Origin of the sequence: Teichococcus vastitatis (assembly GCF_003604215.1) — a bacterium.
GTDB lineage: Bacteria > Pseudomonadota > Alphaproteobacteria > Acetobacterales > Acetobacteraceae > Pseudoroseomonas > Pseudoroseomonas vastitatis.
Genome location: NZ_QXGS01000046.1, coordinates 1 through 18,710 on the forward strand (window position 1 = coordinate 1; position 18,710 = coordinate 18,710).

Sequence of the window (18,710 nt, forward strand, 5' to 3'; positions counted from 1 at the left end):
TGAGGGCCTCCGCTTCGCCATTCGCGAAGGCGGCCGCACCGTCGGCGCCGGCGTCGTCGCCAGCATCTCCGCCTAAGCGACATCATTCCCTGGGGCATCGTCCCCACGGATGAATCGGCGGGCTGCCTTCGGGTGGCCCGCTTTTTTTTGTGCCGCAACCGCCCGGCATCCGCCGGCGTCTTCCTCCCGAATGGCAGGAGGAGGGTGACATGCCCCATGGCATCTCGCGCCGCGCTGTGGCGGCGTTGGCAGCGGCGGGCGCCGCCGGACTGCCGGTGGCCGCCGGGGCGCTGGCGCCCTTCACCTGGGACCGCCGCGTGTTGGTGGCCTTTGCCGCTGCCGAGGGCCCGGCGCTGCAGCAGCAGCGCGATTTACTGGCCGCAGCCCGGCCAGAGTTCGAGGAACGCGACATGGTGGTGCTGGCGGTGATCGGCGGCGACCGCGTGGAGGCGCTGCTCGGTTCCGCCAAGGGTGCGAGTGCGGCGGCGCTGCGCGAGCGCTTCGGTGTGCCGGCCACGGAGGCCTTCGCGGCGGTGCTGGTGGGCAAGGATGGCGGCGAGAAATGGCGCGCCGCGCGGCCGGCGGAACCCGGCGAGCTGTTTGCGCTGATCGATACCATGCCGATGCGCCGCAACGAGATGCAGCGGTCCGGCTGACGCGCAGGCCCTCTCGACAGAGACGGCGGGCTGACCTATAGACGCGGCCTCGCGCAGCGATGGCGCCGTGCAGGGGCGTAGCTCAATTGGCTAGAGCGCCGGTCTCCAAAACCGGAGGTTGGGGGTTCGAGACCCTCCGCCCCTGCCAGCGCATCATCGGATTTCCGCGCGACGCCGGGTCTTGCGGGGTGGCTCCGGTTCGGATGCCGCCCGCGAAGCGTGTTCTCAGGAACCAGTTTTAAGGTAGCGACTTTGGCGAAGCTCGATCCCGCGGGGTTCATCCGCGATGTGCGGCAGGAGGTGGCCCGGGTCACCTGGCCGACGCGCAAGGAGACGCTGATCACCACCGGCCTGGTTCTGGCGCTCTCGGCGCTGGCGGCAGTGTTCTTCCTGTTGACCGACAAGCTCATCCAGTTCGCGGTGGGCCTGTTGTTCGGCATCGGCGCGTAACGGACGGAGCGGGCATCCATGGCCGACATGAAGTGGTACGTCGTTCACGTCTATTCGGGCTTTGAGAAGAAGATCGCGCAGCAGCTCAAGGAGCAGGCGGCGCAGAAGGGCCTGGCGGACCAGATCGGCGACATCCTGGTGCCGTCCGAGGAAGTCACCGAGGTACGCCGCGGCCAGAAGATCAATTCCGAGCGTAAGTTCTTTCCCGGCTACGTGCTGGTGAAGATGGTTATGACCGACGAGGCCTGGCACCTGGTCAAGGACACGCCCAAGGTCACCGGCTTCCTGGGCGCCCGCAACCGGCCGAGCCCGATCTCCGAGGCCGAGGCGCTGCGCATCGTGCAGCAGGTCCAGGAAGGCGCCGACAAGCCGAAGCGCCCCGCCATCGTGTTCGAGGTGGGCGAGCAGGTTCGCGTCGCCGACGGCCCCTTCACCTCCTTCAACGGCACGGTGGAAGAGGTGGACGAGGAGAAGGGCCGCGTGAAGGTGTCGGTTTCCATCTTCGGCCGCGCCACCCCCGTCGAGCTGGAATACGCCCAGGTCGAGAAAGTCTGAGCCCCCGCGGAACCGCCCTGCGGTGCTGACGCGGCTGCGGGAGCGCTGGACGGCGCTTTGGGCTTCGCCCGAGGGACCGGACCGGGTGGCGCGCGGCATCGCCGCGGGCGCCGCCGCCGCGATGCTGCCGGCCTTCGGGCTGCACCTGCTCATCGCCGCCGGTCTGGCCCTGACCCTGCGCGGCACCCTGGCGGTCGCCTTGGCGGCCTGCCTGTTGTTCGGCAATCCCTTGACCCATGCGGTGCTGCTGCCGCTGGAATTCGCGCTGGGCCGGTTGCTGCTGCCGGCCGGCGCGGAGTTCCTGCCGGCGCAGGGCCCGCGCTGGCTGCTGGCGATGCTGCCGGCGGCCGAGGAAACCCTGCTGGGCGGCCTGCTGCTGGCGGTGCTGGTCGGCGGGCTGGCCTTCTGGGCGGCCCGGCGCGGCCTGGGCCTTGCCGGACAGGCGCCGCCGCTGCGGGTCATCCACCTGAACGGCGCCATCAACAGCGGCAAGTCCAGCGTCGGCCAGGCGCTGGCGGCGCGGATTCCCGGCGCCGGCTTCGTCGAGGGCGACGAGCACGGCCTGCCGGACGAGTTGCCACCGGAACAGCGCTGGGCCGCGGCACTGACCCGCATCCTGCGCCTCGTCGCCAGCAGCAGGGCACCCTGCCTGGTCACCACCTATCCGCTGGACGACACCGGTTATCGCCGGCTGCGCGCGGTGTGCGTCGCGCGCGGCGCCTTGCTGTCGGTGGTGACGCTGGCGCCGCCGCTGGACGTGGCGCTGGCGCCGCGCGGCGCCCGCAGGCCCGGCGCGGCGGAGCAGGCGCGCATCCGGGCCATGTACGCGGAAGGCTATCACCGCCGCGGCTTCAGCGACGTGACGCTGGACAATGCCGAGCTGACGGCAGAGGAAGCCGCCGCCCGCATCCTGGCGGCGCTGGACCACGCGCGCGGCGCCGTTCACGCGCCGCTGGACTACTGAGCGCGGGGTCGCCTCCAGGCTCTCAGGGATGCAGCAGCGTCGGCGCTGTGCCGCCGGGCTTCACCACCACCGTCGCGGTGCGGCCCGGGATCAGCCGCACGCCGTCCGGCACGGCATCGAGCGTCACCCGCACCGGCACGCGCTGCGCCAGCCGCACCCAGGAAAAGGTCGGGTTGACGTTGGCCACCAAGCCACCGCTGCCCGAGGAGGTCTGCTCGCGGTCGGCGATGCCGCCGGCGATGCTGTCCACGTGCCCGGCGAGGGGCGCCCCCGGCATGCCCATCAGCGTCACCTCCACCGGGTCGCCCGGATGGATGCGGCCCAGCTTGGTTTCCTCGAAATAGCCCTGCACGTGCAGGCTGGCCGCATCCACCAGCGCCATCACCGCCGTGCCGGAGGCCACATAGGCGCCGGGGCGCAGCGACAGGTTGGTGATGGTGCCATCCGCCGGGGCACGGATCTCGGTGCGCTCCAGGTTGAGCCGCGCCAGGTCGCGCTGGGCGACCGCCTCCTGCCAGGCGCCCTGGGCGGCGGCGGCATCGGAATGGGCCTGGTCGCGGCGCTGCACGGAAACAATGCCCTCGTCCAGCCGGTCGTAGCGGCGCTCGTCGCGGCGGGCGCGCTCCAGCGTGGCGGCGCGGGATTCCACCACCGCCTCGGCCTGTTCCAGCGCCAGGCGGAAGCGCGACTGGTCGAGCCGGAACAAGGGCTGGTTCCGCGTCACCGCCGCGTTGTCGGCCACCAGCACGGCGGCGACGAAGCCGGACACGTCGGGCGCCACGCCGATGATGTCGGCGCGCACCCGGCCATCCCGGGTCCAGGGCGCCTCCATGTAGTAGCGCCAGAGCTGCCAGCCCATGCCCGCCGCCAGTGCGATCAGCAGCAGGGTCAGGAGGATGCGCGCCCCCCGCGCGACGAACGGCTTCATCACAGCATCCACTCCGAGGCGGCGGTGACGCCGCCGAGCACGAGAACAAACAGCGCGAGGTCGAACAGCGGCGCGTGCCAGATCCAGCGATAGGCGCCGAGGCGCAGCAGCAGCCGGCGCAGCAGCGCCGTCAGCGGCATGGCGATGATCGCCCACACCAGCAGCGCCGGCATGAACACGCCATAGACATCCAGTTCCGCGATCATGCGGCGAGGCTCCGGTCGCCAGGAAAGGGCAGGCTGGAGGGCAGGGCGGGGGGCGGCGCGTCCGGCAGCAGGGCCAGGCGCAGACCGGACAGGGACAGGGCGGCCAACCGCGCCGAGCGGCTTCCGGCGGCGGCGCACAGCGCCAGCGCCCGGTCCAGCGGTGCGCGCAGCGAGTCGCGCGGCGCCTCGCCCCGCGCTTCCCGCGCCAGGGCGGCCAGCATGTCCTCGGTGGCCGCGCGGGCCTCGGCCGGCAGGTCGGGCAGCCGGTTGCGCAGCCGCAGCACGTTCACCGCGGCGCGCAGGTCGGCCAGTTCCTCCACCCGCACGGCGCCGGCATCGGCGGCACCGAGACGGGCCGCCAGCGCCTCGAACCGGTCCAGCATGGTGCCCAGCAGGCGGCGGATCTCGGCTGGGCCGCGCCCGGTGGCCAGCCGCGCCAGGTCGCGCCGGTCGGCCTCGGCCAGCCGGCGCACCCGCCAGCCGACGCCGAGCGAGCGCACCAGCCGGGCCAGCACCAGGGACAGCAACAGCCCGCCCGCCGTGGCCAGCCCGCCATCGGCGGACGCGGCGAAATCGGCGGAAAAGCTTTCCTGCAGGGTCAGCACCGCCGGCACGGTGGCGCAGACCGCCAGCGCCCAGCCCATCTGCGCCGGCTGTGGAATCAGCGCGCCGGCACACAGGAACAAGGGTGCCAGTACCAGCAACAGCAGCGGGAAACCGTCGATGTGTGGCAGAATGGCGAACTGGTAGAGCATGGCGATCACCACGGCCGCGCAGGCGCCCATCAGGAATTTGCGCAGCGCCGGCGCTGGGTCGTCCAGCGCGCCGAAGATGCACAGGCCGACGGCGCTCATCATCGCCAGGCTGGCGCCGTGCGACCAGCCGGTGCCGATCCAGATCAGGCTGCCCAGCAGCACCGCCAGCGCGGCGGCGAGGCCGGACAGCGCCACCAGCAGCGGATCCAGATGGCCGGGTGGTGCGTCCTCCTCCGCCGGGGCAGTGGCGGCGGGGCGCTCGGCCAGCAGGCGCTCGGTCAGCAGCAGCGTCTCGCGCCAGTGTTCCAGCAATTCCTCAAGCCGGTGCAGCAGCCCTTCGCGCAGCAAGGTCGCCCAGGGATTGATCCCGTGGGGGCTGGTTGCGCCGGCGACGGCGGAGCCGGGATGCTGCGCCGCCTCGGCCAGCCGCGCGGACAGGCGCTGCGCCGCGAGCAGCCGGCCGGGGCCGGGCGGCGGCGCCACGCTGTCGCCCAGCCAGGCCGCGATGTCGGCCAGCAACGGGCGCAGTGCCTCGGCCGCGGCCGGGTCCTGCGCCGCCAGGGCGCGGTTGCGTTCACCGATCGCGGTCAGCAGGGTCGGCAGGGCGCGGGCATGGCGGTGCAGGCGGGGCAGCCAGAGCTGCTGCGCCTGCCGGCCGCGCGCCTCGTACCGGGTCTGCTGGAACAGCAGGGCCAGGGCGGCGCCGTCGCGGGCGATGCGGCGGCGCTCGGCCGAGAAGCGCTCCGGATCATGCGGCGCGGTCAGGCTGTCGGCGGCGAAGCGGGCCAGGTCGGCAAGCCAGGTGCGGCTGCCGGCCAGCAGGCGCGGCGCGCCGTGGCGCGGCAGCAGCACGCCGTGCAGCAGATAGGCGCATAGGATGCCCAGGCTGATCTCCAGCACCCGGTTGACCGCGGTGTCGAACACCGTGCCGGGATTGTCGATGATGGGAAAGCAGGTCAGCGCCGCGCTGTAGCCCGACAGCATGAAGGCGTAGGCCCGCGGCGTCGGGTCGTAGAAGGAAGCGGTGAGGCAGAGCCCGATCCAAGCCGACAGGGCCAGAGCCATCAGTTCCGGCGCGTTCACCAGGTTCGGCAGCACCGCGACCGAGAAGGCCGCGCCGCCCACCGTGCCCACCAGCCGCCACAGCGCCTTGGCCCGCAGCGCACCGGCGAAGGGCTGCGACACGATGAACACCGTGGTCATCGCCCAATAGGGACGCGACAGATCCAGCGAGAAGGCGATCCAGAGCGCCAGCGCCGCGGCGGCGAAGCTGCGGGCGGAGAACAGCCAGTCCTCGAGGCTGGGAAAGCGGGGCATCATGAACCGATCAGCAAACGGCCCGGCATCCGGTAGAGGCCTTATGATTAGATTGCGAACGATCTAGTCGCCTGAAGCCAGAATAGCAGCCATCGCCGGGCTCTGATCCGCGCAGGGGTGCCATGCCCTCCGGACAGTCGGCAAGACGCTGGACTCCTGCACCGGCCGCTTGTATAGGCCCGCCTCCATCGCTCCTGCCTAGGACGCGCGTTGCCGTGGCCGGGTTGCAGCGATGTTTTCATCAGGGACGCGGGAGGCCCGGCCCCGGGTAACCGGGGACAGCCGCAAGCACCGCGCGCCTCTGAACTCGCAGAGGACCGATCATGGCGAAGAAGATCGTCGGCTACATCAAGCTGCAGATCCCGGCCGGCAAGGCGAACCCGTCGCCGCCGGTGGGCCCGGCGCTGGGCCAGCGCGGCCTGAACATCATGCAGTTCGTGAAGGAATTCAACGCGGCGACGCAGGGCATGGAGCCCGGCACCCCGACCCCGGTGGTGATCACCGCGTTCTCGGACCGCACCTTCTCCTTCGTCACCAAGACCCCGCCCAACACCTACTTCCTGCTGAAGGCGGCAAAGCTGGACAAGGGCAGCCAGACCCCCGGCAAGGGTGGCGTGGTGGGCCGCGTGACCCGGTCGCAGCTGCGCGAGATTGCCGCGACCAAGATGAAGGACATGAACGCCAACGACGTGGAGGCCGCCGTGCGCATGCTGGTCGGTTCCGCCCGCTCGATGGGCATGTCCGTGGTGGAGGGCTGAGATCATGGCCAAGCAGGGCAAGCGTCTGAAGGCGATCTACGCCGGTCTCGACCGCGACAAGCTGTTCGCGCTGAACGAAGCGATCGCCACAGTGAAGGCGAACGCCAAGGCCAAGTTCGACGAGACCGTTGAGATCTCGATGAACCTCGGCATCGATCCGCGCCACGCCGACCAGATGGTGCGCTCCATGGTCTCCCTGCCGCACGGCACGGGCAAGACCGTCCGCGTCGGCGTGTTCGCCCGCGGCGCGAAGGCCGAGGAGGCGCAGGCCGCCGGGGCCGACGTGGTGGGCGCCGACGACCTGGCCGCCCTGGTGCAGGAAGGCAAGATCGAGTTCGACCGCTGCATCGCGACGCCGGACATGATGGGCCTGGTCGGTCGCCTCGGTAAGATCCTCGGCCCGCGCGGCCTGATGCCGAACCCGAAGCTCGGCACCGTGACCATGAACGTCAAGGACGCCGTGGCCGCCGCCAAGGCCGGCCAGGTGGAGTTCCGCGCCGAGAAGGCCGGCATCGTGCATGCCGGCATCGGCAAGGTCTCCTTCTCCGAGGAGCAGCTGGCGGACAACGCGCGCGCCTTCATCGAGGCGATCCAGCGCGCCAAGCCGACCGGCGCCAAGGGCACCTATGTGAAGAAGGTCGCGGTGTCCTCCTCCATGGGTCCCGGCCTCAAGGTCGACGTGGCCTCGCTGGCGGCGTCCGCCTGATCCGGCCGTGACCGCCCGAGGCGTGCAGCCGAGGGCGGGCATCGCGGCCGCAGAAGAATACGCGTCCCGCTGAAGCGGGGCGCGGGCAGGGGGCCGGCCATGGCCTGCCCCTGATCCTGTCCGAGAGCGCATGTGGCCCGGAATGGCGGGCCTTAAGGGGGCGATGGCCCCGCAGGCGTGAGATGGGGATGCCAAGAGCTGTGCAGCCCGGGCCGCTCCGCGGTTCCGGCATGATGAGCTTGGTTGTCCGCAAACTCAGACAGGCGAACCGGGGCGTCCTCCAGCAGGGGTGGCGCCCCCGTGTGAACCGGCCGGAGCCCTTCCACAAGGCACCGGTCACCGTGTGGAGACGGGAGTTGGATCGTACGGAGAAGCGTGCGTTCGTGGCCTCCCTCGCGGAGGTGTTCGCGGATACTTCCTTTGTGCTCGTCGCCCAGAACAAGGGTCTGACGGTCGCCGAGGTGAGCCATCTGCGGCGCCAGATGCGGGCGGCGGGCGCGACGTATAAGGTCGCAAAGAACCGGCTGGCCACCCTCGCCCTCGACGGCACTCGCTTCCAGGGCATCGCGCCGCTGCTGAAGGGCCCGACCGCGCTCGCGTGGTCGACGGATCCGGTGGCCGTGGCGAAGACCGCCGTGGAGTTCGCCAAGGGTAACGACAAGTTCGTGATCCTGGGCGGGGCGATCGGCAACCAGACCTTGAACGTCGATGGCGTCAAGGCCCTGGCCACCCTTCCCTCGCTCGAAACCCTGCGTGCGCAGCTGCTGGGTCTCATCCAGACCCCGGCGACGCGCATCGCTGGCGTGCTTCAGGCACCCGGCGGGCAGGTGGCGCGCGTGCTGGCGGCTTACGCCAAGAAGGACGAGGAGGCGGCCTGAGGGCCCCTTTGCGGATAACCACCCCGGGCGGTCGGACTTTCCGGCCGGGGATTGCAATCATCATGCCTGGCTATTAGATCGAAGGATAGAGAACCATGGCCGATCTCGCGAAGCTGGTTGACGAGCTGTCCAGCCTGACCGTTCTGGAAGCTGCCGAGCTGTCGAAGCTGCTCGAGGAGAAGTGGGGCGTGTCCGCCGCTGCTCCCGTGGCGGTTGCGGCTGCGCCGGCGGGTGGTGGCGCCGCGGCGCCGGCCGCCGAGGAGCAGACCGAGTTCACCGTTGTCCTGGCCGCGGCCGGCGACAAGAAGATCAACGTCATCAAGGAAATCCGCACCATCACCGGTCTGGGCCTGAAGGAGGCCAAGGATCTGGTCGAGGGCGCGCCGAAGACCGTGAAGGAAGGCGTTTCCAAGGACGAGGCCGAGAAGATCAAGAAGGTCCTCGAGGAGAACGGTGCGAAGGTTGAGGTCAAGTAAGGACCGTTCCGCCCCGCTTCGCGGCGGGGTGGGCCAGGGCTGAGCTTGGAACGGGCGGGAACCCCCATGGGTTCCTGCCCGCGATTGCGTTGCGGAGGGAGGTCTCTCCGGAATGCGTGAATACGGGTGGGGTCTACCCGCCGGCCGGGCGGTTTGGGGCCGGAGCGAAGGGAAGCAGGACGGGCATGAACGCAATCACGAAGTCGTTCACCGGGCGGAAGCGCATCCGGAAGTCTTTCGGGCGCCTGCCCGAGGTGGCGCCGATGCCGAACCTCATCGATGTGCAGCGGGCCTCCTACGAGGCGTTCCTGCAGATGGGGGTGAATCCCGATTCCCGCACGAACACCGGGTTGCAGGAAGTGTTCAAGTCGGTCTTTCCGATCGATGATTTCGCCGGGCGTGGCCGCCTGGAGTTCGTCCAGTACGAGCTCGAAGAGCCGAAATACGATGTCGAGGAATGCATCCAGCGCGGGCTGAACTTCGCCGCGCCGCTGAAGGTGCGCCTGCGCCTGATCGTCTGGGACGTGGATGAGGACACCGGGTCCCGCTCCGTCCGCGACATCAAGGAGCAGGATGTCTACATGGGCGACATGCCGCTCATGACGGATAACGGCACCTTCATTATCAACGGCACCGAGCGCGTCATCGTCTCGCAGATGCACCGCTCCCCGGGCGTGTTCTTCGACCACGACAAGGGCAAGACGCATTCCTCGGGCAAGTACCTGTTCGCGGCGCGGGTGATCCCCTATCGCGGCTCCTGGCTGGACTTCGAGTTCGACGCCAAGGATATCTGCTACGTTCGTGTTGACCGGAAGCGCAAGCTGCCCGCCACGACGCTGCTGTATGCTTTGGAGTCCGAGCGGACCGAGCAGCTCCGCGCCGAGCGGGGCACCGCGCTGGAGGCCGGCGAGGTCCGCGGCATGGACGCCGAGGAGATCCTGAACACCTTCTACGAGCAGGTGGTGTTCAGCCGCGGCGCCAAGGGCTGGAGCCAGCCCTTCCAGCCGGAATCCTTCCGCGGCGTCAAGCTGATCGAGAACCTGGTGGACGCCGAGAGCGGCGAGGTGGTTGCCGAGCGCGACACCAAGCTGACGCCGCGCCTGGCCCGCAAGATTGCCGAGGCGGGCACCCGGGAGGTGCTGGTCGGCCGCGCCGATCTGCTGGGCCGCTTCGTGGCCGAGGACCTCGTCGACCACAACACGGGCGAGATCTGGGCCGAGGCCGGCGACGAGCTGACCGAGCCGAAGCTGGCTGCCATCGAGCAGGCCGGCCTCGACAAGCTGCCGACGCTGGCGATCGGCCAGAATGTCGGACCGTGGCTGCGCAACACCCTGGCGGTGGACAAGAACAATTCGCGCGACGATGCCCTGATGGACATCTACCGCGTCATGCGCCCGGGCGAGCCGCCGACCCCCGAGACGGCCGAGACGCTGTTCCGCGGGCTGTTCTTCGACCCCGAGCGCTATGACCTCTCCACGGTCGGCCGCGTGAAGATGAACATGCGCCTGGGCTTCAGCCTGGACGACGTGCCCGACACGGTGCGGACCCTGCGCAAGCAGGACATCCTGGCCACGGTGCGGACCCTGCTGGAGCTGAAGGACGGCAAGGGCCAGATCGACGACATCGACAATCTCGGCAACCGCCGGGTGCGTTCGGTCGGCGAGCTGATGGAGAACCAGTACCGCGTCGGCCTCTTGCGCATGGAGCGCGCGATCAAGGAGCGCATGGGGTCGGTCGATATTGACACCGTCATGCCGCATGACCTGATCAACGCGAAGCCCGCGGCCGCCGCGGTGCGCGAGTTCTTCGGCTCCTCGCAACTCTCGCAGTTCATGGACCAGACCAACCCGCTCTCTGAGGTGACGCACAAGCGCCGCCTCTCGGCGCTGGGTCCGGGGGGTCTGACGCGCGAGCGCGCCGGCTTCGAGGTGCGCGACGTGCACCCGACGCATTACGGCCGCATCTGCCCGATCGAGACGCCGGAAGGCCCGAACATTGGCCTGATCAACTCGCTGGCCACCTTCGCCAAGGTGAACAAGTACGGCTTCATCGAGACGCCGTACCGCCTGGTGCAGGACGGCAAGATTGTGGGCGCGCCGCGCTACCTCTCCGCCATGGAGGAGGAGAAGCTGGTGGTCGCCCAGGCCGATGCCGAGGTGGACAACGACACGGGCGAGTTCCGCTCCGACCTCGTTTCCGTCCGCCAGGGCGGCGACTTCCGGCTGGTGAAGCCGGAAGAGGTGACCGCCATCGACGTGTCGCCGAAGCAGCTGGTCTCCGTGGCCGCGGCGCTGATCCCGTTCCTGGAGAACGATGACGCCAACCGCGCGCTGATGGGCTCCAACATGATGCGTCAGGCGGTGCCGCTGGTCCGCTCCGACGCGCCGCTGGTGGGCACCGGCATGGAGGCCGCGGTGGCCCGCGACTCCGGCGCCACCATCGTGGCGCGGCGCGGCGGCGTGGTGGATTCGATCGACGGCGCGCGCATCGTGGTGCGCGCGACCAACGAGGAAGACGGCACCACCCGCGGCGTCGACATCTACCGCCTACGCAAGTTCCAGCGTTCCAACCAGTCGACCTGCATCAACCAGCGCCCGCTGGTGAAGGTGGGCGACCAGGTGGCAGGCGGCGACATCATCGCCGACGGCCCCTCGACCGAGCTGGGCGAGCTGGCGCTGGGCCGCAACGTGCTCGTCGCCTTCATGCCGTGGAACGGGTACAACTTCGAGGATTCCATCCTCATCAGCGAGCGCATCGCCAAGGATGACGTCTTCACCTCGATCCACATCGAGGAATTCGAGGTGATGGCCCGCGACACCAAGCTGGGCCAGGAAGAGATCACCCGCGACATCCCGAATGTCGGCGAGGAAGCGCTGCGCAACCTCGACGAGGCCGGCATCGTCTATGTCGGCGCCGAGGTGAACCCGGGCGACATCCTGGTCGGCAAGGTGACGCCGAAGGGCGAGAGCCCGATGACGCCGGAGGAGAAGCTGCTCCGCGCCATCTTCGGCGAGAAGGCCTCCGACGTGCGCGACACCTCGCTGCGCCTGCCGCCGGGCACCACGGGCACCATCGTAGATGTGCGCGTGTTCAACCGCCGCGGCGTCGACAAGGACGAGCGCGCCATGGCGATCGACCGTGCCGAGATCGAGCGCCTGGCCAAGGACCGCGACGACGAGAAGGCCATCCAGGAGCGCAGCTTCCATTCCCGCCTGCGGGAGAAGCTGCTGAACCAGAAGGCCTCGGGCGGCTTCAAGGGCGTCAAGTCCGGCACCGTGATCGATGACGAGGTGCTGGAGCAGTTCGCCAAGGCCACCTGGCGCCAGATCGGCGTGCAGGACGATGCCATCATGGTCGAGATCGAGGCGCTGAAGCGCGAGTTCGACGCCGCCGTCGACAAGCTCCAGAAGCGCTTCGAGTCCAAGGTGGAGAAGCTGCAGCGCGGCGATGAGCTGCCGCCCGGCGTGATGAAGATGGTCAAGGTCTTCATCGCGGTGAAGCGCAAGCTGCAGCCCGGCGACAAGATGGCCGGCCGCCACGGCAACAAGGGCGTGGTCTCCCGCGTCGTGCCGGTGGAGGACATGCCGTTCCTGCCGGACGGTACGTCGGTTGACCTGGTGCTGAACCCGTTGGGCGTGCCCTCGCGCATGAACATCGGCCAGATCCTGGAAACCCATCTGGGCTGGGCCTGCGCCAATATCGGCAAGTCGATCGGTGAGCTGGTGGAGGATTACCGCCGTGCCGGCGCCGCCCGCGAGGCGCTGCTGGAGAAGCTGCGGGACGTCTACGGCCAGGAGATCTTCGACCGCGACATCGAGGACATGACCGAGGACCAGCTGATCGAGCTGGGCGAGAACCTCCGCAAGGGCGTTCCCATCGCGACCCCGGTGTTCGACGGCGCGCGGATCTCCGACATCGAGACCATGCTGGGTCAGGCGGGTCTCGACAGCTCGGGCCAGACCACGCTGATCGACGGCCGCTCCGGCGAGCCGTTCGAGCGAAAGGTCACGGTCGGCTACATCTACATGCTGAAGCTGCACCACCTGGTGGACGACAAGATCCACGCCCGTTCCATCGGCCCCTACAGCCTCGTCACCCAGCAGCCGCTGGGCGGCAAGGCGCAGTTCGGCGGCCAGCGCTTCGGCGAAATGGAGGTCTGGGCGCTGGAGGCCTATGGCGCCGCCTACACCTTGCAGGAAATGCTGACGGTGAAGTCGGACGACGTGTCCGGCCGCACCAAGGTGTACGAGGCCATCGTCCGCGACCAGGACAGCTTCGAGGCCGGCATTCCGGAATCCTTCAACGTGCTGGTGAAGGAGCTGAAGTCGCTGGGCCTCAACGTCGATCTGGAAACCCGCCCGTCTTGATCAGACCGACCCTGATCCAGCCTCGCGGAAACAACCTTTTGCTCAGCCGCGCCGGGGACACCCCGGCGCGGCGGCCTCACCTTGAGAGGACGGGCGCATGAACGAACTGATGAAGATCCTGGGCCAGACCGGCCAGGCGATGACGTTTGATCAGATCAAGATCACCATCGCCTCGCCGGAGCAGATCCGCTCCTGGTCCTATGGCGAGATCAAGAAGCCCGAGACGATCAACTACCGCACCTTCAAGCCGGAGCGGGACGGTCTGTTCTGCGCGCGCATCTTTGGTCCGATCAAGGACTACGAGTGCCTGTGCGGCAAGTACAAGCGGATGAAGTTCCGCGGCATCATCTGCGAGAAGTGCGGCGTCGAGGTCACGCTGGCCAAGGTGCGCCGCGAGCGCATGGGCCATATCGAGCTGGCTTCGCCGGTCGCGCATATCTGGTTCATGAAGTCGCTGCCTTCGCGCGTCGGCCTGATGGTCGACATGTCGCTGAAGGACCTGGAGAAGGTGCTGTACTTCGAGTCCTACGTGGTGCTGGAGCCGGGCCTGACCGACCTGAAGCTGCACCAGCTGCTGACCGAGGAGCAGTTCGTCAACAAGCAGGACGAGTTCGGCGAGGATGCCTTCTCCGTCGGCATCGGCGCCGAGGCGGTGAAGCAGATGCTGGCCGGCATCGAGCTGGACCGCGAGAGCACCGAGCTGCGCGCCGAGCTGAAGGAGACCACCTCCGAGGCCAAGCGCAAGAAGCTCGTGAAGCGCCTCAAGATGATCGAGAGCTTTGCCGAGGGCGGCGCGCGTCCGGACTGGATGATCCTCGACGTCGTGCCGGTGATCCCGCCCGAGCTGCGCCCGCTGGTGCCGCTGGATGGCGGCCGCTTCGCGACCTCCGACCTGAACGACCTGTATCGCCGCGTCATCAACCGCAACAACCGCCTGAAGCGGCTGATCGAGCTGCGCGCGCCGGACATCATCGTGCGCAACGAGAAGCGCATGCTGCAGGAATCGGTGGACGCGCTGTTCGACAACGGCCGCCGCGGCCGCGCCATCACGGGGGCCAACAAGCGCCCGCTGAAGTCGCTGTCCGACATGCTGAAGGGCAAGCAGGGCCGTTTCCGGCAGAACCTGCTGGGCAAGCGCGTCGATTATTCCGGCCGCTCGGTGATCGTCGTCGGTCCCGAGATGAAGCTGCACCAGTGCGGTCTTCCCAAGAAGATGGCGCTGGAGCTGTTCAAGCCCTTCATCTACTCGAAGCTCGAGAAGTACGGCCACGCCACCACCATCAAGGCCGCCAAGCGGATGGTGGAGAAGGAGCGTCCCGAGGTGTGGGACATCCTGGAGGAGGTCATCCGCGAGCACCCGGTGATGCTGAACCGGGCGCCGACGCTGCACCGCCTGGGCATCCAGGCCTTCGAGCCGGTGCTGGTCGAGGGCAAGGCGATCCAGCTGCACCCGCTGGTCTGCACTGCCTTCAACGCCGATTTCGACGGCGACCAGATGGCCGTGCACGTCCCGTTGTCGCTTGAGGCGCAGCTGGAAGCGCGCGTGCTGATGATGTCCACCAACAACATCCTCAGCCCCGCCAACGGCAAGCCGATCATCGTGCCGTCGCAGGACATCGTGCTCGGCCTCTACTATCTCTCGCTGGAGACGCCGGAGTTCCGCGTCGCCCAGAAGGAGCTGGAGGAGATCCGGGCGGCGATCAGCGGTGCCAATGGCAAGTCGGTCGACGCGTTGAGCGACGCCGAGCGCAAGGCGCTGGAGCACCGGCCCTACGTGTTCGGCGACCTGGGTGAGGTGGAGCAGGCGCTGGCCGCCGGCTCGATCACCCTGCACACCGCCGTCATGGCGCGCGTGCCGGCGCCGACCGAGGAGAACAGCAGCCGACGCGAGACGGTGCTGACCACGGCCGGTCGCATGATGATGGGCGCGCTGCTGCCGAAGGACCCGCGCACCCCGTATTCCCTGGTCAACCGCCAGCTGACCAAGAAGTCGATCTCGGACGTGATGGATGCGGTGTACCGCCATTGCGGCCAGAAGGAGTCGGTGATCTTCGCCGACCGGTTGATGGCACTCGGCTTCAAGCAGGCGGCCAAGGCCGGCATCTCCTTCGGCAAGGACGACATGATGATCCCCGCCGAGAAGGAGGGGCTCATCGGCCGCACCAAGGCCGAGGTGAAGGAGTTCGAGCAGCAATACCTCGACGGCCTGATCACGGCCGGCGAGCGCTACAACAAGGTGGTCGACGCCTGGTCGCGCTGCACCGACGAGGTGGCGACGGCGATGATGAAGGAGATCTCCAAGCAGGAGGTCGGCCGCGTCACCAACAGCGTGTGGATGATGTCGCATTCCGGTGCGCGCGGCTCGCCGGCGCAGATGCGCCAGCTGGCCGGCATGCGCGGCCTGATGGCCAAGCCCTCGGGCGAGATCATCGAGCAGCCGATCATCGCGAACTTCAAGGAAGGCCTGTCCGTCCTGGAGTACTTCAACTCGACCCACGGCGCCCGCAAGGGCCTCGCGGACACCGCGCTGAAGACCGCGAACTCCGGTTACCTGACCCGCCGCCTGGTGGACGTGGCGCAGGACTGCATCATCGTCGAGAATGATTGCGGCACCGAGCGCGGAATCACCGTGCGCGCCGTGATGGATGGCGGCGAGACGGTGTCCTCGTTGAGCGAGCGGATCCTCGGCCGTACGGCACAGCGCGACATCCTCGACCCGGCGACGGGCGAGGTGCTGCTGCCGCGCAACACGCTGATCGACGAGCCGAGCGCCGAGCTGGTCGAGAAGGCGGGCGTGGAGGAAGTCTATATCCGTTCCGTGCTGACCTGCGACGCGCGGTCCGGCGTGTGCGGCTTCTGCTACGGTCGTGACCTGGCGCGCGGCACCACGGTGAACATCGGCGAGGCCGTCGGCGTCATCGCGGCGCAGTCCATCGGCGAGCCGGGTACGCAGCTGACCATGCGCACCTTCCACATCGGCGGCGCGGCGACCCGCGGGGCCGAGCAATCGGCGGTGGAGGCCACCAGCGACGGCACCGTGGCGGTGCTCAACCGCAACGTCGTCGCCAACTCGGCCGGCGTGCCGATCGTGATGTCGCGAAACTGCGAGATCGTGCTGAGCGACGCTAATGGCCGCGAACGCGCCCGTTACCGCGTGCCCTATGGCGCCCGGTTGCTGGTGCTGGAGGACGGGCTGGAGGTCACGCGCGGCCAGAAGCTGGCCGAGTGGGACCCCTTCACCCTGCCAATCATCACCGAGCGGTCCGGCTCCATCGAATACGCCGACCTGATCGAGGGCATCACCCTGGTCGAGCGGCAGGACGAGGTGACCGGCCTCTCCTCCAAGGTGGTGGTGGACTACAAGCAGGCGGCCAAGGGTGCCGATCTGCGCCCGCGCATCATCCTGAAGGACGAGCGCGGCAATATCGTGAAGCTGCCGAACGGCGCCGAGGCCCGCTACTTCCTGTCGCCCGACTCGATCCTCTCGGTCGAGAACGGCGTCACAGTGCAGGCCGGTGACGTGATCGCCCGCCTACCGCGCGAGTCCTCCAAAACCCGCGACATCACCGGCGGTCTGCCGCGCGTGGCCGAGCTATTCGAGGCGCGTCGTCCGAAGGACCACGCGATCATCAGCGAGATCGACGGGCGCGTGGAGTTCGGCAAGGACTACAAGGCCAAGCGCCGCATCCTGGTGGTGCCGGAGCAGGTCGGTGACGAGCCGCCGGTGCCGCGCGAATATCTGGTGCCGAAGGGCAAGCACGTCTCGGTGCAGGAAGGCGACTATGTGAAGGCCGGCGACCCGCTCGTCGACGGCCCGCGCGTGCCGCACGACATCCTGCGGGTGCTGGGCGTCGAGGCGCTGGCGAACTATCTGGTGAATGAGATCCAGGACGTCTATCGACTGCAGGGCGTGAAGATCAACGACAAGCATATCGAGGTGATCGTCCGCCAGATGCTGCAGAAGGTGGAGATCCTGGAGCCGGGCGACACCACCTACCTGACCGGGGAGACGGTGGAGCGCATCGAGTTCGAGATCGAGAACGAGAAGCTGCTTGCCCGCAAGGAGCGGCCCGCCCGGGCCGAGCCGGTGCTGCAGGGCATCACCAAGGCGTCGCTGCAGACCACCTCCTTCATCTCGGCCGCCTCCTTCCAGGAGACCACCCGGGTGCTGACCGAGGCGGCGGTGGCCGGCAAGGTCGACTACTTGGCGGGCCTGAAGGAGAACGTCATCGTCGGGCGCCTGATCCCGGCGGGCACGGGGTCGGTGATGAACCGCCTACGCGCGCTGGCTGCCCAGCGCGACGGGCAGCGCCTGCCGCAGGGTCAGGGCGCTCTGCCCAAGCCCGGCCAGCAGGCCGCCGAGTAAGCCAAGGCTGCCGCCGGCCCGGGAGAACCGGTCCGGCGGCCAGGCTGCAGCTTGCCGGCGCGCTCTGCGCTGGCTGCATGGAAGCCGGGCTCCCACGGGGCCCGGATTCATTTGTTCCGGGGGTGCGGCGTGCTTGACTCATGAGGGGTCGGCCCGTAGTTTCCGCCCCCTCGACGGGGTCGATCCTTGATGGTTCGGCCTGCGGAGTTCTGGACGACAGGTTCTGAGCATCCGGCGCCGCCACTTTCTGATGGCTGAGGCCGGGAGCAGGAATATAGCCCGAGGGGGCGGCGCGGAAGCGCTGCTCGGTCGGGCGCTCTTGCTTGGCAAGGGATCTGGGCGTCAGTAGAAGGCACAAGGGGCGTCATGCCGACGATCAACCAGCTCATCGCCAGCGGGCGTGAGCCCAAGCCGGTCCGGAACAAGGTTCCGGCCTTGCAGAACTGCCCGCAGAAGCGGGGCGTCTGCACCCGCGTCTACACCACCACGCCGAAGAAGCCGAACTCGGCTCTCCGTAAGGTCGCCAAGGTGCGCCTCGTGAACGGCTATGAGGTGGTGAGCTACATTCCCGGTGAAGGCCACAACCTGCAGGAGCACTCCGTGGTGCTGATCCGTGGCGGGCGCGTGAAGGACCTTCCGGGCGTGCGCTACCACATCCTGCGCGGCGTTCTCGACACCCAGGGCATTGCCAAGCGGCGCAAGCGGCGCTCGCTGTATGGCGCGAAGCGGCCGAAGTAAGGAAAGCAAGCGATGTCGCGTCGCCACAGCGCCGAGAAGCGCGAAGTTCTGCCGGATCCGAAGTTCGGCGACCTCGTGCTCAGCCGTTTCATGAACGTGCTGATGTATGACGGCAAGAAGAGCACGGCCGAGCGTATCGTCTACGCCGCCATGGACACCCTGAAGAAGCGCGGTGGGGCCAACAGCGACCCGTTGCGCCTGTTCCATGAAGCGATGGACAATGTGAAGCCGGCCGTTGAGGTCCGCTCCCGCCGCGTCGGTGGTGCCACCTATCAGGTGCCCGTCGAGGTTCGCCCGGAGCGCCGCCAAGCCCTGGCCATCCGCTGGTTGATCGAGTCCGCGCGCAAGCGTGGCGAGCACACCATGGAAGAGCGCCTTTCCTCCGAACTGCTGGACGCGGCCAATAACCGCGGCACCGCCGTGAAGAAGCGCGAAGATACGCACCGTATGGCCGAAGCCAACAAGGCCTTCAGCCACTACCGCTGGTAACAGACCCGATCGGGGACGAAGACAATGGCGAAAGCTAAGTTTGAGCGGAACAAGCCGCACTGCAACATTGGCACGATCGGGCATGTGGACCATGGCAAGAC

16 protein-coding genes and 1 tRNA gene are annotated in these 18,710 nt (G+C 68.5%); 14 read left to right on the plus strand and 3 right to left on the minus strand.

From position 1 onward, the window contains the following. The 6 genes from D2K64_RS20875 to D2K64_RS25200 all read left to right on the plus strand — a co-directional run. The coding region (locus tag D2K64_RS20875) for an EF-Tu C-terminal domain-related protein (protein WP_157985907.1) at positions 1-76 on the plus strand (76 nt) is incomplete at its 5' end. A gap of 133 nt (positions 77-209) precedes the next feature. Next, the gene (locus D2K64_RS20880) at positions 210-656 is read left to right on the plus strand and encodes a DUF4174 domain-containing protein (protein WP_120010309.1); all 447 of its coding nucleotides are present in this window, start codon (positions 210-212) and stop codon (positions 654-656) included. A gap of 71 nt (positions 657-727) precedes the next feature. After that, positions 728-804: transfer RNA gene (locus tag D2K64_RS20885), tRNA-Trp, on the plus strand. 104 nt (positions 805-908) lie between these two features. After that, positions 909-1,106 carry a preprotein translocase subunit SecE gene (gene secE, locus D2K64_RS20890; RefSeq protein ID WP_120010310.1) on the plus strand — a complete coding sequence of 66 codons (198 nt, stop codon included), beginning with the start codon at positions 909-911 and terminating at the stop codon, positions 1,104-1,106. An 18-nt stretch (positions 1,107-1,124) separates the two neighbouring features. After that, a complete protein-coding gene (nusG, locus tag D2K64_RS20895) occupies positions 1,125-1,661 on the plus strand; it encodes a transcription termination/antitermination protein NusG (RefSeq protein ID WP_120010311.1) in 537 nt (178 codons plus the stop codon). 22 nt (positions 1,662-1,683) lie between these two features. Beyond that, positions 1,684-2,625 (plus strand): DUF2062 domain-containing protein, encoded by a 942-nt coding sequence (locus D2K64_RS25200; RefSeq protein WP_202910776.1) that lies wholly within the window; start codon positions 1,684-1,686, stop codon positions 2,623-2,625. Between the two features lie 22 nt (positions 2,626-2,647). Here D2K64_RS25200 and D2K64_RS20905 read toward each other — a convergent pair whose 3' ends face one another. Genes D2K64_RS20905 through D2K64_RS20915 form a run of 3 tightly spaced genes read right to left on the minus strand, consistent with a single transcriptional unit; the run spans position 2,648 to position 5,834 of the window. Beyond that, positions 2,648-3,553, minus strand: a complete 906-nt coding sequence (locus D2K64_RS20905; RefSeq protein ID WP_120010312.1) for an efflux RND transporter periplasmic adaptor subunit — start codon at positions 3,551-3,553, stop codon at positions 2,648-2,650. After that, positions 3,553-3,759, minus strand: coding sequence for a DUF1656 domain-containing protein (locus D2K64_RS20910; RefSeq protein WP_120010313.1), 207 nt, complete (start codon positions 3,757-3,759; stop codon positions 3,553-3,555). Before D2K64_RS20910 ends, D2K64_RS20905 begins: the two co-directional genes overlap by 1 nt. After that, the gene (locus D2K64_RS20915) at positions 3,756-5,834 is read right to left on the minus strand and encodes an FUSC family protein (RefSeq protein ID WP_120010314.1); all 2,079 of its coding nucleotides are present in this window, start codon (positions 5,832-5,834) and stop codon (positions 3,756-3,758) included. Before D2K64_RS20915 ends, D2K64_RS20910 begins: the two co-directional genes overlap by 4 nt. A 320-nt stretch (positions 5,835-6,154) precedes the next feature. Between D2K64_RS20915 and rplK the strand changes: the two genes are divergently transcribed. From rplK to rpsG, 8 genes are all read left to right on the plus strand, one after another. Next, a complete protein-coding gene (gene rplK, locus D2K64_RS20920; protein ID WP_120010315.1) occupies positions 6,155-6,589 on the plus strand; it encodes a 50S ribosomal protein L11 in 435 nt (144 codons plus the stop codon). Positions 6,590-6,593: 4 nt separating this feature from the next. After that, positions 6,594-7,295, plus strand: a complete 702-nt coding sequence (gene rplA / locus D2K64_RS20925) for a 50S ribosomal protein L1 (protein WP_120010316.1) — start codon at positions 6,594-6,596, stop codon at positions 7,293-7,295. A 356-nt stretch (positions 7,296-7,651) separates the two neighbouring features. After that, positions 7,652-8,173, plus strand: a complete 522-nt coding sequence (gene rplJ / locus D2K64_RS20930; protein WP_120010317.1) for a 50S ribosomal protein L10 — start codon at positions 7,652-7,654, stop codon at positions 8,171-8,173. A 95-nt stretch (positions 8,174-8,268) separates the two neighbouring features. Beyond that, positions 8,269-8,649 carry a 50S ribosomal protein L7/L12 gene (gene rplL / locus D2K64_RS20935; RefSeq protein WP_120010318.1) on the plus strand — a complete coding sequence of 127 codons (381 nt, stop codon included), beginning with the start codon at positions 8,269-8,271 and terminating at the stop codon, positions 8,647-8,649. A gap of 185 nt (positions 8,650-8,834) precedes the next feature. After that, on the plus strand, positions 8,835-13,016 hold the full coding sequence (gene rpoB, locus D2K64_RS20940) for a DNA-directed RNA polymerase subunit beta (protein ID WP_120010319.1): 4,182 nt from the start codon (positions 8,835-8,837) through the stop codon (positions 13,014-13,016). 97 nt (positions 13,017-13,113) lie between these two features. Next, complete coding sequence (rpoC, locus tag D2K64_RS20945; RefSeq protein ID WP_120010320.1) at positions 13,114-17,382, plus strand: DNA-directed RNA polymerase subunit beta'; 4,269 nt, start codon at positions 13,114-13,116, stop codon at positions 17,380-17,382. A 366-nt stretch (positions 17,383-17,748) separates the two neighbouring features. Beyond that, positions 17,749-18,120, plus strand: a complete 372-nt coding sequence (gene rpsL, locus D2K64_RS20950; protein WP_120010321.1) for a 30S ribosomal protein S12 — start codon at positions 17,749-17,751, stop codon at positions 18,118-18,120. 12 nt (positions 18,121-18,132) lie between these two features. Continuing rightward, positions 18,133-18,609 carry a 30S ribosomal protein S7 gene (gene rpsG, locus D2K64_RS20955; protein ID WP_120010322.1) on the plus strand — a complete coding sequence of 159 codons (477 nt, stop codon included), beginning with the start codon at positions 18,133-18,135 and terminating at the stop codon, positions 18,607-18,609. Positions 18,610-18,710 lie beyond the last annotated feature (101 nt).